Origin of the sequence: Fictibacillus phosphorivorans (assembly GCF_001629705.1) — a bacterium.
GTDB lineage: Bacteria > Bacillota > Bacilli > Bacillales > Fictibacillaceae > Fictibacillus > Fictibacillus phosphorivorans_A.
Map to the genome: position 1 here is coordinate 443,995 of NZ_CP015378.1, position 16,348 is coordinate 460,342.

The window sequence follows — 16,348 nt, forward strand, 5'->3', positions numbered from 1 at the left end:
TGGCAGGTGCAACATGATTTTATTAAATAATACGTTCAAAAAAGCTAGGCATACAAAATATGATTATTTCTATCATATTGCGTTTGCCGTTCTTTTCTGTTTATACAGTTTCCTTATGCTTTTTTCCAGCAAATTGCTGGGTTTTTTGTTTTTTGTTTATGGACTACTCTTGTTAGGACATACCGTATGGAAGGGAATCCGAACACGTTATTCCATACCTTATATCTTGTTCGGACTAACCATTCTTTTTTTCAGCAGATTGTTCTGGTTAGAGGCATTTTCTGTACTGCCTGTTTTATTTTATGAAATTTTCCAGATTAGCTTCTTCCTTGGTATAGTTATTGGAATTTGTTTACTTTATGGATTGATGGTTAAAGGAGCACCTCTAGCTAACAAATTTCAAACTCACGGTGTTCATAGCATCTACTTTGTAACAGGATGCCTCTTGCTTCCCTATACATGGATCTTCAGCTATGGAGCAGTTATGCAAGGGAATACTAGTAGCCTCATATGGGCATTGCTTATTCTCGTTCTATGGGGATTATTATATTTCGCGCAGCTCGTTACTCATCATAACAAAGTCATGTTAGCTGCATTATTTGCAGTCAATATTGGTGTAGGATGCTGGGCGATTTATAGATGGATAAACATATTGACGTAAAAAGAGAGAAGCCTTTTATGGAGGCTTCTCTCTTTTTAGTTTCTTCTTAATTTAGCTAGCAGATGCAATATTTCAAAGTATAGCCAAACTAAAGTGACCATGAGTCCGAAAGCACCGTACCATTCCATATACTTAGGCGCTCCGCGATCTGCTCCATATTCAATAAAATCAAAGTCTAAAACTAAATTTAGTGCAGCGATCACTACAATAAAAAGGGAAATTCCGATACCGATCGGACCAGTGCTGTGCAGATATGGCACGCTCATTCCAAAAAAGCCTAAAATAAAACTAGTCAGATAAACAAGCATGATTCCCATAGTCGCTGAGAAAACGATCAATCTGAAGTTCTGTGTTACTTTTATGATTCTGAACATATAAGCGAGCAATAAGGCAAATAATGTTCCAAATGTTAAAGCAACGGCTTGCAAGGTGATACCATTGAATTGAGCTTCAAAATTAGCCGATATACCCCCAACTGCAAGCCCTTCTAACGCGGCATATACCGGTGCAAGTAATGGTGCGGTTTTAGGAACGAAAGCAACGATTAATGCCGTTACAAGACCCCCCACCAAACCAATTAAGATCAAATGACCGACTGGGTTACCTAAATTGTATTGATACCATGTAAAAATTGCAGATGCCATCAAGATAAGCAGAAGAATAAACGTTTTGTTCACTGTCCCTGATAAAGTCATCTTTTTGCTAAAAGACGTCCCCCTGAACTTATCAAAAGTGGAGCCTTTTAAAGCAGGATTCGCACTTCTCATGTAAAATTCCTCCTTCTTTCTATACATAAAATACGTACAAACATCATTAAAGTTTCATGCGTTAAATAATATGTCACGTCATCATTCATTATAATGACGTTTCAAGTGAATTTTAAAGATATTAGGAAATTTTGACTATTTTAGACAAAGACCGACAAAAATTTAATGTTATGGAAGTATTATATAGTTGAAAGAAGGGAGGTGAGTATATGCGTATATCAAACCTCATTATGCAGGGGTTAATCGCGGGTGCCGTCCTTTTTATTCCTGCAGAAGTTTTTGCAGAGAAAGAAGATGTGGAGAAACGGAATCAAAATGCTGAGCAAAACAACCAGCAAATCGTACAGCAAGACAAAGTTACAGACCGAGTTCCTGTACAAGCAACAAAACAAAAAGGAACAGCATTAAGAGCAAAGCCGACTGAAAGTAAAGGTAAAGCGGAGTTGGCTAAACCTCAATCTAAGCGATCTGAAACAAAGTTGAAGCAAGTTCCGATATCGAAACAAAAAAATTCTCAGAATGCAAACTACCGAAGCAAGGTAAAAAAATCAGATTCTCAAAGACAATCGAAAGAACATGTCCCGGTGAAACAGACTGAACGAGTAATTCAGGCAGAGCGTTCTGAATTCAAAAAGACTGAATCATCAAGTGCTATACATAGACAAACAGTGGTAAACAAATCAGTTCCCAAAAAAGAATCGGTAAAGGTACTTAGAAAGAAGCCTATTCCATTAAAGGAGAAAGTTAGTCATCCACAGATGAAAAAGGATGTCTCTCCTTTACCAAATAAGAAGTCTTCAAAAGTACCTTCCCATCCTGTTTCAAAGGTAATTCCGGCTGCTACAGGACAAGGGTCTTCCTCACCAACAAACCAATCGGATAGTGGAAGTGGAACAGCGTCATTTGCTAACTTTAAAGCTAGCTTAATGTTGCCGATTATTTTTGAAGATGGGGAAAAGGTTTCTGTGTATTTTGGCAGAATGGACCTCTTAAGAAGTCAATGGGTGAACGCACCGCCAGGAAGACCACCGGAAAACGCTCTTTAATTTTCAAAATTGTGATGTGAACAACTATCTGAAAATTTAAGGAGCGAATAAAAATGAAAAAAGTCAACCGTACATTTGTAAAATCTATCGTATTTGCTGGAACATTAACTCTTGCAGCTGTTGTAGGTACTGGGGCTGCTGAAGCGGCTGGGCATCAATCAGAAAAGGCTATTGCTGCTCAAACTGCAAAAGGATCTCATGCTAACGTACAAGCTAAGGACGAAAAGTTTGAAAAACCAGCTAAAGTTACGGTGAAGATTCCAAAGCCAGTAAAAGTTGAAAAGCCAGTCAAACCTGAGAAAGCTGCAACTAAGCCAGAAAAAGCTGAAAAGCCTGCAAAAGATAAGAGTCATTCTCAAGCTGCTGAACATGCAAGTGAAACGGCTAAGAAACACGCTGCTCCAAATGCAGCAGTTCACGCTGTTGCGACTAAAACAGAAGAGCCTGTTGTAGCAAAACCTGTTACTGAAGAACCTACAGAAAAAGTTGTAGTTCCTGTTGAGGAAGAAAAAACAGAAGTAATTGAAATTGAAGTTCCAGTTACAACGAATCCTGAAGAGGGTAAAAAGGAAGATTCAGTAACAGAAGATGATGATGCTACTCGTAAAGAGGATATCGAATATGCTTCGGATGAAGATGCGGTTAAAGAAGACGATGAAGATTCTGAAGATGAAGCAGTGCAAGAGGAAAATGAAGATAATCCAGTAAAAGAAGAAGACAAAACAGATGTTATTGCTGACGATGATGCAGTTAAAGAGGACGATGATGTTGAGAATGGAGAAGACCATTCTGACGAAGAAGATTCTGAAAACACAAAAGAAAAGCTAGAAAACAAATCTCTTCAAAACAAAATCAACTCTAATGCGTTTGAGCGCTCAAGTGAAAACGCAAAAATGCATGCTGCACCAAACGCTGCAGTACATGCTGATGCTGTTGCAACAGAAGAAACACCAGCGACCGAAGAGGAAGTAAATGAAGAGGCTCTGGCAACTGAAGAGACTGCGACTGAAGAAGAAGTAACTGAGGAAGCTCCGGCAACTGAAGAGACTACGACTGAAGAAGAAACTGAAGTTCAAGAAAACAAATCTCTTCAAAATAAAATGAATTCTAATGCATCTGAGCGTTCAAATGAAAACGCAAAAATGCATGCTGCTGCAAATGCTGCAGTACATGCTGAAAAAGTTACTGAAGAAACAACAACTGAAGAAGAAGTAACAGAAGAAGCTCCGGTGACAGAAGAAACAACAACTGAGGAAGATGTTTCTGCACTTTTGAACAAGATTCGTTCGTTAGCATCTGAGCACGCTTCTGAAAATGCAAAGTTACATGCAGCTATTAACGCGGCAATTTTAGCAGTTGAAGATGTTTTAGAAGAAGATGCTTCAGAAGTTGTTGAAGTACCTGCAACTGAAGAAGATATAACTGAAAAAACAGTTGAAATCACAGTAGAAACTGAAACAAAATAGTAAAAATGAAGTCAGGGATTCGCGGTCCCTGGCTTTTTTGTATTGAAATAAACTTTTATAAGTCTTCGGAAAAATTTATGAGTCTTCAAACTTTTTTATAAGTCCTCAAAAAAATTTATAAGTCTTGAAATGCTTTTTATAAGTCTTCAGCTTTTTAGAAATCACCATGCAATGACTATATATTCCAACGTTTTCTTTTATATGTTCAGGGAAATATATTCATAAAGACGCAAGGAGGTGGGATAGTTGCTACAAAAAGGTGATGTTGCACCCGATTTCACGTTACCATCTACATTAAAAAAAGATATTTCATTATCAGATTTTAAAGGGAAGAAAAATGTCCTTGTGGCTTTTTATCCGCTAGATTTTACACCTGGTTGAATTAAAGAAATAACCTCTTGGAAAGAGGATTACAAACGCTTTGAAGATGCCAATACAGAAGTGCTTGCAATCAGTGTTGATCACATATACTCACACAATGTCTTTGCGGCAGCCCTAGGAACCTTGCCTTACCCACTTTTAGCCGATTGGCATAAAAAAGTAACGAGTAAGTTTGGTGTTCTTAACGAAGAAAATGGAACTGCTATTCGATCATGTTTTGTTATCGATCAAAAAGGTGTTGTTCAATTCAGCAACCATACGTTTGATGCGAATGAAAAGCTTCAATATGAAGAAGTATTTAAAGCTTGTGAATCATGTGGAAAAGGAGATTAGCTGTGGACAAGGAACGAAAGAATCACGACCCCATTGAAGATCCGACTGCTCACGCAGAACAAGAGATCAACGCTTATTTTTATGACGAGAAACAACAAACCGATGGCCATCCCACTGATTATATGAATAGTGAGATGCCTGCTGTTAATATTGCTAAACCGGATGATGAAAAATAAGGCTGCTTTTTAGCAGCTTTTTTATTTTGTCGCTGATTTAGCATATCTTTTGAAACCGGCAACATACCAGTAATGTTGTGGTACTATATAAGCAGAAGTATGCTGATATAGGAATAGGAAGGAACAGCTGAATGAATATTTTTTTAACTGGAGCAACTGGTTTTCTAGGTGGTCGCTTAATTCAAAATTTAGCGCGTGAAGGTCATACACTTTATGTGTTAGCGCGAAACATACAAAAAGCGGAGCAGCTTCTTCACAAGACAGCTGGTTTGAACGGCGTTATTCATATAATCCAAGGGGATATCACAGCTCCTCACTTAGGTATGACGAAGGAAGCGGAGCAAGAGCTTACAGATAAAATGGATGTATTTTATCATATGGCAGCCCTAGTGAAATTTGACTTAGATCTTAAAGATGAACTTTTTGAAATAAATTATACAGGTACTCATCATGCACTTCATGCTGCTAAGAAAATGGGTGTATCACACTTCTATTATGTGAGCACTGCCTATACTCTTGGCAAAGATGAATATGCTAAAGAAGAATTGCACAGTATGAGCAATGATTTTAACAATCCATATGAAGAAAGCAAGTGTAAAGCAGAGCACTTATGTATGGAGTTTACAGATTGTTTTAACGTAAGTATCTTAAGACCGGCGATCATTATCGGTGACTCTAAAACAGGTGAAGCGGATTCTAAGTTTACACTGTATGGATTACTTCGAAGCCTTGAAGTCTTTAAGAAAAGATTTCAGAGGAAAGGAATGGGAGATCGCGTTTTCCACTTATTGTGTGAAGAAGGCAGTACACAGAATCTTGTTCCTGTCGATTATGTGGCGGATGTTTTATCTGGTGTATTAAAAAAGGGAAGAGAAACAAAAATCTATCATATTACAAATAATAATCCTCCGCTTAGTGCAGATGTTTTTCAGGTTATGAGGGAAAAAGCGGGACTTGAGCTGTTCAAGCTTGCTCCGTACGATTATGAGCCGTCTCTAAATGAAGAAGAACAACTCCTCAACAGCGTGATTGATGTATATAAAAATTATTTGAACAGAAATATCTCATTTGATGACAGCAATACTCAACAAATGCTAGAAGAAATAGAAGCTGCACCCCTTAAGATGGATATGCCGATGATCAAACGGATCATTGAGGGATATCAGAACGCTTCTGCTCAAAAATAAAAATATGCATCTATTTACATTTTATGCATATACTGCTATAGTGTAGAAGTAAAGTAACTAATCTTAATGAAACCCAAGGAGGTATGTATCATGAGACAACTTAATGGATTGACTTCAGAGAGTGTAATTTATGTACAGCCTATTGGGACAATGAAGAATCGCAAGTAGTTTATTTGCGTATGTAATATCTTCGCTTAAATTTGTCATTTAACCATGGGCTGTACAACAGTGCCATGGTTTTTTATATGAAGAGGGGTATTTGTGTACCTTTCTTTCGGTAAAGAACCTAATTATGTATATTTAGGTTCTTTTTCTATTTTGTAAACGCTAAAAGATTGTTGCTTTTAACTCTTGACACCTTTGACGGTTGATTGGAGTGGAAGGTGCGAGACTCCTACGGGACAGGCGGGCAGGTGAGACACTTAAATGTGAAACATTCAAATGTGGCTCACCGCCTGCCCCGTGGAAAGCGAGCACCTGGAACGGAAATCGACACTTCCAAAAGCAACAGACTTTTGCGGAAAAAAGACTTTTATAAAATGACAACATTTATTCGGAGGGTATTACATTGAATTTAAAATCACTAGGTTGGAATCAAACATTTGAAGAATCGTTTAAAATATATGAAAATCAAAATCTTGTTCCAGGAAGAATTAGTGTAGAACATAAAGGACTTTATAGTGTTCTAACGGAGCAAGGTGAATTATTAGGTGAAATTACAGGAAAGATTCGCTTTCATGCAACAGGACGTCATGATTTCCCGGCAGTTGGAGATTGGGTAGCGGTTCAAGCTATTCCACAAGAAGGAAAAGCTTACGTCCACGGAATCCTGCCGCGAAAAAGTAAGTTTTCTCGAAAAGCAGCCGGCTTAACAACAGATGAACAAATTGTCGCGACAAACGTAGATACGGTCTTTTTAGTAAATGCTCTAAATCAAGACTTCAACCTTCGCAGACTAGAGCGTTATTTGTTAATGGCTTGGGAGAGCGGCGCGACTCCAGTTATTGTTCTAAGCAAAGCAGATCTTTGTGATGATGTTCAAAAGTTCTTAGATGAAGTGGAAACTATTGCGTTTGGAGTTCCTACATTTGCAGTTAGTGCAGAAACAGGTTTGGGTCTTGATGATCTAGCGGCCTATATTTCAGAAGGTGAAACGGTTGCTCTATTAGGTTCTTCTGGTGTTGGAAAATCAACACTGGCAAATAAACTTTTTGGGGCAGAGGTATTGAAAACGAATGTTATTCGCGAAGAAGATGGAAAAGGAAAGCATACGACTACTCATCGTGAACTTCTTGTTCTTGACCGTGGTGGAATTTTAATCGATACTCCAGGAATGAGAGAGCTTCAATTGTGGGAAGGCGATAATAGCTTAGGGCAAAGTTTTCAAGATGTTGAAGGGTATGCAGAGCTATGTCGTTTTAGAGATTGTACCCATCAAAACGAACCAGGGTGCAAGGTGCAGGAAGCGATTGAAACAGGTGAACTGAAGGAAGAACGCTATAACAGTTATGTAAAACTTCAGCGTGAGTTAGCATATTTCGCCCGTAAAGAAGATCAGAGATTAGCGAATGCTGAAAGAGCAAAATGGAAAAAACTCGCTGGTGACCGTACACGCGTTCATCGTAAATAAATGAAATAGAAGAGAAATGGTCTTATGACCATTTCTCTCTTTTTGGGCTAATGAAATCTTAATTGGCTAACTTTAAGTATTAAAAAGGATTTTCATAGGGAACCATCAAAATAAGAAGAATGAGGAGGGATAAGATTGGCACAAGTATTTACGATACAGACGCATCAAAGAGATGAGATGTATGAGATTACGAGTACATTAGAGGCTTATCTGGAAGAACAGCGTGTAAACGATGGTGTGATGTACATATACTGTCCGCATACGACAGCAGGAATAACGATTAACGAGAATGCTGATCCAGATGTTGTTCATGATATGCTTATGCGATTGGACGAGGTATATCCATGGGAACACCAAAAGTATCGTCATGCTGAAGGAAATTCTGCTTCACATCTTAAGGCAAGTACTGTTGGTTCTTCACAAGTGGTGTTTATTCAGAACGGTAAGCTTCTCTTAGGGACTTGGCAAGGTGTATATTTTTGTGAGTTTGATGGTCCGCGAACTCGAAAATATCACGTGAAAATTTTGAACAAATAAAAGTACTTATAAAAGATTCACTGTGAAAGTCAGTGAGTCTTTTTTTATTTCCTACTAAAGTTCTAGGTAGGCGAACCATAAAGAAATATGTTGAATAATAGGGAAAACTTTTAAATTTAACATAAAAATTCTATTTTTCCAAAAATTTAGTTGTCTAATCCCTTATCTTCATGTACTATTTTTTTAAATAGTGGAAATTATCATAATATTCAAACAAGGGGGATTTTAGGTGGGGATTAAGAGAGGGTTAAAAGTATTAGCGGTTTCTGCGTTATCACTAGGACTTTTGGCAGGTTGTAATTCTTCTGGCAGTTCAGAAGGAAGCAATGGTGGGGGAGGAAGCGGAAAGGTAATCAAGATCGCAACGCAAACTCCTTTGTCGGGTGGTAGTGCAACTCTTGGTGAATCTATTAAGCTTGGCGCGCAACTGGCGTTGGAAGAAAACAAGAAGAAGTTTGAAGACTTAGGGTACAAGCTTCAGCTCCAGCCTTATGATGATCAAGCAGATCCTAAAAAAGGTGTAGCAAATGCACAGCTTATTGGATCGGATAAATCAATCCTTGGAGTAGTGGGTCACTTAAATTCAGGCGTATCCATCCCGTCATCTGAAGTTTATGAAAAATATAAAGTGCCGATGGTTTCTCCAGCAAATACTGCGACAGAGGTAACGGATCGTGGACTTAAAACAGTGAACCGTATCGTAGCACGTGATGATTTCCAAGGTCCTGCTGGTGCAGACTTTGCGATCAATAAATTAGGAGCTAAGAAAATTTTTGTTATCCAAGATAAAACAGCATACGGAACAGGTTTAGCTGATGCGTTTAAAAAGGCAGCTGAGGATGCTGGAGCAGAAATTCTTGGTTACGAAGGAATTACCGTTGGTGAGAAAGACTTTAACGGTGTACTTACACAAGTGTTATCAAAGAAACCTGATCTAGTGTTCTTTGGTGGATTATACACAGAAGGTGGTCAGTTGATCAGACAAGCTCGTGACAAAGGAATTAAGATTCCATTCATGGGCGGAGATGGAATGGACTCCTCTACTCTAGTTGAGATCGCTGGCGATTCTGTAAAAGACGTTTATTATACTTCTGTAGCAGCTGATGCGAGCAAATCAACAGAAGGTAAAGATTTCTCTTCTAAATACAAAGAGAAGTTTAACAAAAACGTAGAGTCTTATTCAGCATACGGCTATGATTCTATGAGCGTACTATTAAAAGGACTTGAGGCTGCGATCGAAGGAAGTGACGGAGATCTTCCGGCACGTGAAAAAGTAGCAGAAGAAATCCGTAAGATACAAGACTTCCAAGGTGTTGTAACGAAAGTCGGTTTCGATGATATCGGTGACAACAAGTTTGCAAAAGTTTACATCTACAAGTTCAGTGAAGCTAAATATCCAGGCGTACAAGAAGGCGAAATCAGTAAGTAAACTTATGTTTACAAGAGAGGGAATGACCCCAACGGCCATATCCCTCTTCTTTTTTACATACTCCCCAGACGTGAAAGAGAGGAATATTTATGTTAGCTGAAATTTTACAAAGTCTGCCTCAAGTACTCGTAGATGGAATTGCTCTAGGTGCGATATACGCAGTTATAGCACTTGGTTATACGATGGTTTATGGAATACTAGAGCTCATTAATTTCGCCCATGGTGAAATTTTTATGACAGGAGCTTTTATTGGAGTTGCCATGCTGATTCTGATGACAGGAATGGGCTGGTTGGCGGCGATGCCTGCCATTCTTGCTTTAATTCTTGTTTTGGTGGTTACATCGATCTTAACGGGATTCATGGGTGTTGGAATAGAGCGTATGGCATACAGGCCGCTCCGAAACTCCCCAAAGCTAATCACGTTGATCTCAGCGATCGGTGTTTCGTTCTTGCTGCAAGATCTCGTTCGTTTTATAACGGAATACAAAAGAGGAAATTATATCTTAACAGGTCCATCCATGTTTAATGAGCAATTTTCTATTAAATTTTCTAGCATCTCCTCTTCGTTCAGTGATGCATTCTTTAAAACCTCTACATTGATTTTAATTATTGCGGTTGTGATCATGATGATCGGACTGGATTTCTTCGTTAATAAAACGAAGTGGGGTATGGCGATGAGAGCAGTAGCTCAAGATCGTGAAACAGCATCGCTCATGTCGATCAATGTGAACAGAGTCATCTCGTTGACCTTTTTCATCGGATCAGCTCTAGGTGGTGCAACGGGTGTACTGTTTGCTGTGCAATACGGAACAATCGATCCGTATATTGGTTTTATTCTAGGATTAAAAGCATTTACGGCTGCTGTTCTTGGAGGCATCGGAAATATTCGTGGTGCTATGGCAGGTGGACTCATGTTAGGGATTCTAGAAATGTTTGCAGCTGCTAATCTCCAGCTATTAACGGGTGGTATCTTTGGCGCAGAGTATAAAGACGTATTTGCGTTCGCCATTCTAATCGTCGTATTAATTTTCAAACCAGAAGGACTGTTTGGCAAAGCAGTTACTGAGAAAGTGTAGGTGAAGAGCGATGAATAAGCTGACAAGTAAACTAAAAGGCAACAAGCTGGCCCAAATTATTCTGCTCGTCCTTTATGTACTGATTACCTCGTTGAGCCTATATCTTGCTCAAGCATCTGTAACAGCTTTTCTGTTGCTGTTGTTCTCATTATTGCTTCTGTACTATACAGAGTTGCCAGACCGTCTAAAATGGTTGATCGCAGGTGTCGTCCTTATCGGTGTAATACCTTTTGTATCAAGCACTGGACCAGGTTATCAATCTTACATGGAAGTCGCTACAGTTGTTGGTATCTATGTAGCGATGGCATTGGGGCTAAATATTGTTGTTGGTTTAGCTGGTTTACTAGACCTCGGGTTCGTTGCTTTCTTTGCGATCGGAGCATATACGTATGGGATCTTTGCAACAGGTCAAGCAGCTAACTTTATGCCGTTCGGAACGTTCCCTTTATCGGGTGAGAGCTTTTGGATCTTTATTTTAATCGGATGCTTTGTAGCTGCACTTTTTGGTGTCTTATTAGGTATCCCTGTACTTCGTGTAAAAGGAGACTACTTAGCGATCGTTACGCTTGGTTTCGGTGAGATCATTAGGATTGTATTTAATAACCTTGATAAGCCGGTGAATATTACCAATGGAGCAATGGGGCTAGCGTCTGTTAAACCTCCAGAGATCTTCGGTTATCAGTTTGTCTATCCGAATCAATTCTATTTTATTGTTCTTGCTATCTTGTTTCTTGTCATTCTGGCTGTTAGAAGATTTGAGTTCTCAAAAATAGGCCGGTCTTGGAAAGCGGTTAGAGAAAACGAGATTGCTGCACAATCGATGGGTATCCACCTTGTGCGTACGAAGCTTTTAGCATTTGCCATCGGGGCTTCTTTTTCAGGAATGATGGGGGTTGTCTTTGCAGCGAAACAAACATTCGTTGACCCTACGAGTTTCACATTGCTAGAGTCTATCACCATTCTAGTAATGGTTATTTTAGGAGGCATGGGCAGTGTACCAGGTGTAATCCTTGGTGCAGCGGTGATTACCATTTTAAATCTACAAGTACTGACAGAGGTAACAAATTACTTGAATCAATTGAGTCTGGATGGTGTGATCAGCTTTCCAGAAGCACTCGCTCCAGCAAAAATGCAACGATTTATCTTTGGCGCGATTTTAATCATATTTGCCATCTATCGCCCTCAAGGGTTGATTCCATCTAAAAATCCTGTGTTTGATGAAGAATCTCTTAAAGAGGGATCTAAAAAGCACAGAAAAGAACAGATTACGGTTGAACCTGACAAAGGGTTTCAGGCATAGGAGGCGGTATAGAGATGTCGATTTTAACAGTTAGTAATCTTACTAAACAGTTTGGCGGACTTGTTGCCGTAAATTCAGTAGATATGACAGTGGAAAAAGGTTCAATAACAGCTGTAATCGGACCGAACGGAGCAGGCAAGACTACCTTTTTTAACCTGATCACAGGGGTATACCAGCCGGACAATGGAAATGTGCAACTTGGATCAAGTTCTTTAGTAGGGTTGAAGCCACATGAGATTTCCCGACACGGAATTGCTCGTACGTTCCAGAACATACGTCTTTTTTCAAACATTACCGTTCTTGAGAATGTAATGGTAGGTTTGCATAAACAGTTGAAAGCGGGAATCGTAGGCACTTTGTTTCAAACAAAAAAAGTAAGAGAAGAAGAACAGCTGGCGAAAGAAGAAGCCTACCACTGGCTTGAATATGTCGGCCTTGCAAAGCATCTAAACGAAGATGCTCAGAATCTATCATATGGAGCTCAACGAAGGCTTGAGATCGCGCGTGCACTGGCTACAAAACCTAAACTCTTGCTGCTAGATGAACCAGCAGCTGGGATGAATCCGAGAGAAACACGCGAATTAACCGAGTTTATCCATCGAATGAGAGAGGACTTGGATGTAACGATCGTTTTGATCGAACATGATATGAAGCTAGTCATGGAGATATCTGAACAGATTTTTGTATTGGATCATGGCGAAAAGATCGCTGAAGGAAAGCCTGCTGAAATCCGTAATAATGTAAAAGTGATTGAAGCTTATCTTGGAAAAAGTGCCGTAACACCAGCGTAAGGAGGAGAACGATGAGTATTCTACAATTAAACGATATTAACACATATTACGGTGGTATCCATGCGCTAAAAGGTATTAGTATTTCTGTAGAAAAAGGGGAAATCGTTACATTAATCGGATCGAACGGTGCAGGGAAATCAACAACTTTAAAAACGATCAGTGGACAGGTTCTGCCGAAAACAGGTTCTGTTATCTACGAAGGAAAAGACATCTCGAAGCAGCCTGCCCATATTACTGCTCAAACGGGTATTGCACATGTTCCTGAAGGAAGAAGGATTTTCCCTAGACTAACGGTAAAAGAAAACTTAGAGATGGGTGCTTTTATCGTAAAGGATAAAAAGGTCATCAAGGAACGTATGGAACAGGTTTTCGACTATTTTCCAAGGTTAAGAGAACGCTTGACTCAAAAAGGAGGTACGATGAGTGGCGGTGAGCAGCAGATGCTTGCTATGGGTCGCGCCCTTATGTCTAAGCCGCGTCTCTTGTTGCTAGATGAACCTTCAATGGGATTAGCTCCTGTTATCGTAGAACAAATTTTTGATATTATTAGTGATCTCAATAAAGAAGGAATGACGATTCTTCTCGTTGAACAAAACGCGTTTCAGGCCCTTCAGATCGCAAATCGAGGCTATGTCCTGCAGACTGGAGAAATTGTGATGGCTGGACAAGGGAATGAGCTCATTACAAATGAGTCCGTTCGAGAGGCTTATCTGGCTTAACCTTCGTATTCTTTGTTGCTTAAGTAAGTAGTTGATTTGCGTTCCAGGTGCTCGCTTTCCGCGGGGCAGGCGGTGAGCCACATTTGTACGTTTCACTCTTAAGTGTCTCACCTGCCCACCTGTCCTGCAGGAGTCTCGCACCTTCTACTCCAGTCAACTTGTCAGGGAAGAGAACCAAGATACCGAAAAGCATCAAACTATAATTGTAAGAATTCTGATGTATATCGTTCATGATGCATGCTTTCCGCGGGGTGTTCAGCTTATTAAAGACTGCATACTAAAAAAGTTATTTCTGACATTTAACAGGATAGTTTACAGAACAAATGAAACCGGGTTTATTAGGAGCTCGGTTTTCTTTTTGTGTCTATTTCCTCTTTATTATTGGATGAAATTGTTATACCTTTAAAAGGAAGAAGAAAGGGGTATGATTCATGATTAAAGTACTCTTTGTATGCTTAGGAAACATATGTCGATCTCCTATGGCGGAGGCGATTTTTCGAGATCTCGTAAATCGAGAAGGTCTATCTGAGAAAATTTCTATTGATTCTGCTGGAACGGGAAACTGGCATGTAGGCGAACCGCCTCATGAAGGAACGAGGAATATCTTGAAAGAGAATCGGATTTCCTATGAAGGTCAGAAAGCGCGCCAAGTTAAAACAAAAGACTTAACAGATTACGATTATATCATCGGGATGGATGCTGAGAATATCGGTAACATGCATAGGATGGCAGGTCAGACGAAAACAGGTGTGATTGCAAGGCTGATGGACTTTGTACCTGAAGATGATAATGAGGATGTTCCGGACCCGTATTTCACAGGTAATTTTCATGAAGTGTATGACCTTGTTACAGCTGGGTGTGAGAGGTTATTGATCGAAATAAAGAATAGAGAGTCGTTATAACACAGGAGGATATGTGATGGGTGAGATTCGTCAATTATCAACGGAACAAGAAGTGCGTGAAGCTTTTCCGGTTATGAACCAGCTTCGTACGCATCTATCAGAAGACCTTTTTTATGAACTTTTTTTACAGATGGAGAAAGAAGGCTATACGTTATTTGCCAATGTTCATGAAGGACAAATTGTGGCTGTGGCTGGTTTTGCGATTTTGACCAATCTTTATGATGGTAAACATGTTTACTTGTACGATCTAATCACAGATTCTAACGCAAGATCTAAAGGATATGGTGAGGAACTTCTAGCATTTTTGGAATCTTTTGCACTTCAGAATAACTGTAACTGTGTTGCGTTAAGTTCGAATGTGAACCGCGTAGATGCCCATCGGTTCTATAAAGAAAAGATGAATTATGAGATGCCGAGCTATGTGTTTAAAAAAAGGTTTTAGTTTAATGGATTGTTAATCGTAGCCGAGCATCAATCTTGGGTATCATCTCAATAAAGCGAACAAGAAACTGTATGCAATCTTGATGCATTATATAATTATTGTAGCAAAGCAAAAAGCTGGCCAAGGAAGATCATATCATGATCGACCTTAGCCAGCTTTTCTTTTTGAAAAGGTTATGTTTTAGTAAATCTTATTAAGCACGGCTACGCATACTGCGCATGATCCAGCTTACGATAAGTACTACTACAACTGCACCGATAATAGCTGGAACGATTGCAAATCCTGCTACCATTGGTCCCCAATCACCTAATAATAATCCACCTAACCATGCACCAACAAAACCTGCGATGATGTTACCAATGATTCCGCCTGGTACGTCACGTCCTGTTAAAAGACCTGCTAACCAACCGATGATTCCTCCAATTATAAGTGCCCATAATAAACTCATGTAAAATTCCTCCTTTTATTTTTGTGTGTTGTAATATGGAATTATTCTTAAGTTACCCATTATAAAAAATTATAAACTTATCCTGAAAAAAGTTTTTATCACCCTAAGGAAGGGGAAAGATAAAGGGAAATGTATAAAAATAAGTAAGGGGTGAGAGGAACTTTGACATTATGGCATATACTCAAACATATGAAAGCCAAAGCATTTGGTATTGAATTCATGCATGGTTTTCAAAGAGGAGATGTAACAGGACTTGCAGCACAGCTTGCTTATTATTTTCTGCTTTCGCTGTTCCCTTTTCTTATCTTCTTATTAACGCTTGGCGCCTTTTTTATAGAACCTAAAGAAGCACTGGATCTGTTAGAGCACTTCGTTCCATCAGAAGCGATGGATTCTGTTCGAGAAAATTTACTTGCTGTATTAGAAGGAAGAAGTGGTGGCCTCTTATCAATCGGTATTCTGGCTACGATATGGTCAGCTTCTAATGCGATCAATGCTGTAATCAAGACTTTAAATGAAGCATATGGCGTTGAAGAATGCCGAAGCTTCATAAAAACAAGGTTATTGGCCATTTTCTTAACGTTTGGTGTTATTTTCGCTTTTGTTGTAGCACTCGTTTTCCCTGTATTCGGTAAGATGCTTGGAAACGCAGCCTTTTCCTATTTAGGATTAAGTGATGAGTTCCTTCAGATTTGGGGAGTATTACGGTGGTTGATTAGCTTCCTTATCATCGCGACAGTTGTATCTGTTCTTTATTATTTGGCTCCATGTAAAAAGCTCAAATATAGTGAGATCTGGTACGGTTCACTTGTTGCCACATTCTTTTGGCAGATCGTTTCATTCGGTTTCGCCTTTTATGTTGATCATTTTGGTAATTATTCTGCCACTTACGGAAGCATTGGAGCGATTATTGTTCTCATGCTTTGGTTTTACCTCACGGGTATCGTCTTATTATCTGGTGGCGTCCTAAATGCGACATTTCATAAGTTTAAGATTGATTTTGCCAAGAAAAGGGGCTTGTTAAAGGCTGAATCCTAGGAAAAACTATACATACCTT

General features: G+C 39.3%; 18 protein-coding genes. 16 read left to right on the forward strand and 2 right to left on the reverse strand.

Annotated elements, in window-relative coordinates:
• The first annotated feature begins 13 nt into the window (after positions 1–13).
• Positions 14–661, forward strand: a complete 648-nt coding sequence (locus tag ABE65_RS02340) for a hypothetical protein (protein ID WP_066391074.1) — start codon at positions 14–16, stop codon at positions 659–661.
• A gap of 35 nt (positions 662–696) precedes the next feature.
• On the opposite strand, the gene ABE65_RS02345 is transcribed toward ABE65_RS02340, so the two are convergent.
• Positions 697–1,428, reverse strand: a complete 732-nt coding sequence (locus ABE65_RS02345; protein WP_066391075.1) for a Bax inhibitor-1/YccA family protein — start codon at positions 1,426–1,428, stop codon at positions 697–699.
• A gap of 209 nt (positions 1,429–1,637) precedes the next feature.
• On the opposite strand from ABE65_RS02345, the gene ABE65_RS02350 reads away from it, so the two are divergent.
• The 14 genes from ABE65_RS02350 to ABE65_RS02415 all read left to right on the forward strand — a co-directional run bounded on the left by ABE65_RS02350 (position 1,638) and on the right by ABE65_RS02415 (position 14,843).
• Positions 1,638–2,474, forward strand: a complete 837-nt coding sequence (locus ABE65_RS02350; protein WP_066391076.1) for a hypothetical protein — start codon at positions 1,638–1,640, stop codon at positions 2,472–2,474.
• A gap of 53 nt (positions 2,475–2,527) precedes the next feature.
• Positions 2,528–3,940 (forward strand): hypothetical protein, encoded by a 1,413-nt coding sequence (locus ABE65_RS02355; protein ID WP_066391078.1) that lies wholly within the window; start codon positions 2,528–2,530, stop codon positions 3,938–3,940.
• Between the two features lie 246 nt (positions 3,941–4,186).
• On the forward strand, positions 4,187–4,654 hold the full coding sequence (locus tag ABE65_RS02360) for a redoxin domain-containing protein (protein ID WP_228116227.1): 468 nt from the start codon (positions 4,187–4,189) through the stop codon (positions 4,652–4,654).
• 2 nt (positions 4,655–4,656) lie between these two features.
• A complete protein-coding gene (locus tag ABE65_RS21725; protein WP_156499103.1) occupies positions 4,657–4,830 on the forward strand; it encodes a hypothetical protein in 174 nt (57 codons plus the stop codon).
• A 131-nt stretch (positions 4,831–4,961) separates the two neighbouring features.
• Complete coding sequence (locus ABE65_RS02365) at positions 4,962–6,017, forward strand: SDR family oxidoreductase (RefSeq protein ID WP_066391081.1); 1,056 nt, start codon at positions 4,962–4,964, stop codon at positions 6,015–6,017.
• Positions 6,018–6,585: 568 nt separating this feature from the next.
• The gene (rsgA, locus tag ABE65_RS02370; RefSeq protein ID WP_066391082.1) at positions 6,586–7,647 is read left to right on the forward strand and encodes a ribosome small subunit-dependent GTPase A; all 1,062 of its coding nucleotides are present in this window, start codon (positions 6,586–6,588) and stop codon (positions 7,645–7,647) included.
• A 135-nt stretch (positions 7,648–7,782) separates the two neighbouring features.
• A complete protein-coding gene (locus tag ABE65_RS02375; protein ID WP_082861248.1) occupies positions 7,783–8,184 on the forward strand; it encodes a secondary thiamine-phosphate synthase enzyme YjbQ in 402 nt (133 codons plus the stop codon).
• Positions 8,185–8,413: 229 nt separating this feature from the next.
• A complete protein-coding gene (locus ABE65_RS02380) occupies positions 8,414–9,613 on the forward strand; it encodes a branched-chain amino acid ABC transporter substrate-binding protein (protein ID WP_066391083.1) in 1,200 nt (399 codons plus the stop codon).
• A gap of 89 nt (positions 9,614–9,702) precedes the next feature.
• Entirely contained in the window at positions 9,703–10,689 is a 987-nt protein-coding gene (locus ABE65_RS02385; RefSeq protein WP_066391085.1) for a branched-chain amino acid ABC transporter permease, read from the forward strand.
• A gap of 10 nt (positions 10,690–10,699) precedes the next feature.
• The gene (locus ABE65_RS02390) at positions 10,700–11,989 is read left to right on the forward strand and encodes a branched-chain amino acid ABC transporter permease (RefSeq protein ID WP_066391086.1); all 1,290 of its coding nucleotides are present in this window, start codon (positions 10,700–10,702) and stop codon (positions 11,987–11,989) included.
• A 14-nt stretch (positions 11,990–12,003) separates the two neighbouring features.
• A complete protein-coding gene (locus ABE65_RS02395; RefSeq protein ID WP_066391088.1) occupies positions 12,004–12,780 on the forward strand; it encodes an ABC transporter ATP-binding protein in 777 nt (258 codons plus the stop codon).
• An 11-nt stretch (positions 12,781–12,791) separates the two neighbouring features.
• On the forward strand, positions 12,792–13,499 hold the full coding sequence (locus ABE65_RS02400; RefSeq protein WP_066391090.1) for an ABC transporter ATP-binding protein: 708 nt from the start codon (positions 12,792–12,794) through the stop codon (positions 13,497–13,499).
• A gap of 431 nt (positions 13,500–13,930) precedes the next feature.
• Positions 13,931–14,401: a low molecular weight protein-tyrosine-phosphatase gene (locus ABE65_RS02410; protein ID WP_066391093.1), complete on the forward strand. Its 471-nt coding sequence runs from the start codon at positions 13,931–13,933 to the stop codon at positions 14,399–14,401.
• 16 nt (positions 14,402–14,417) lie between these two features.
• Positions 14,418–14,843 (forward strand): GNAT family N-acetyltransferase, encoded by a 426-nt coding sequence (locus tag ABE65_RS02415; RefSeq protein ID WP_066391094.1) that lies wholly within the window; start codon positions 14,418–14,420, stop codon positions 14,841–14,843.
• A 193-nt stretch (positions 14,844–15,036) separates the two neighbouring features.
• Here ABE65_RS02415 and ABE65_RS02420 read toward each other — a convergent pair whose 3' ends face one another.
• Positions 15,037–15,291: a GlsB/YeaQ/YmgE family stress response membrane protein gene (locus tag ABE65_RS02420; protein ID WP_066391095.1), complete on the reverse strand. Its 255-nt coding sequence runs from the start codon at positions 15,289–15,291 to the stop codon at positions 15,037–15,039.
• A 162-nt stretch (positions 15,292–15,453) separates the two neighbouring features.
• Between ABE65_RS02420 and ABE65_RS02425 the strand changes: the two genes are divergently transcribed.
• Positions 15,454–16,329: a YihY/virulence factor BrkB family protein gene (locus ABE65_RS02425; protein WP_228116229.1), complete on the forward strand. Its 876-nt coding sequence runs from the start codon at positions 15,454–15,456 to the stop codon at positions 16,327–16,329.
• Positions 16,330–16,348: the final 19 nt, after the last annotated feature.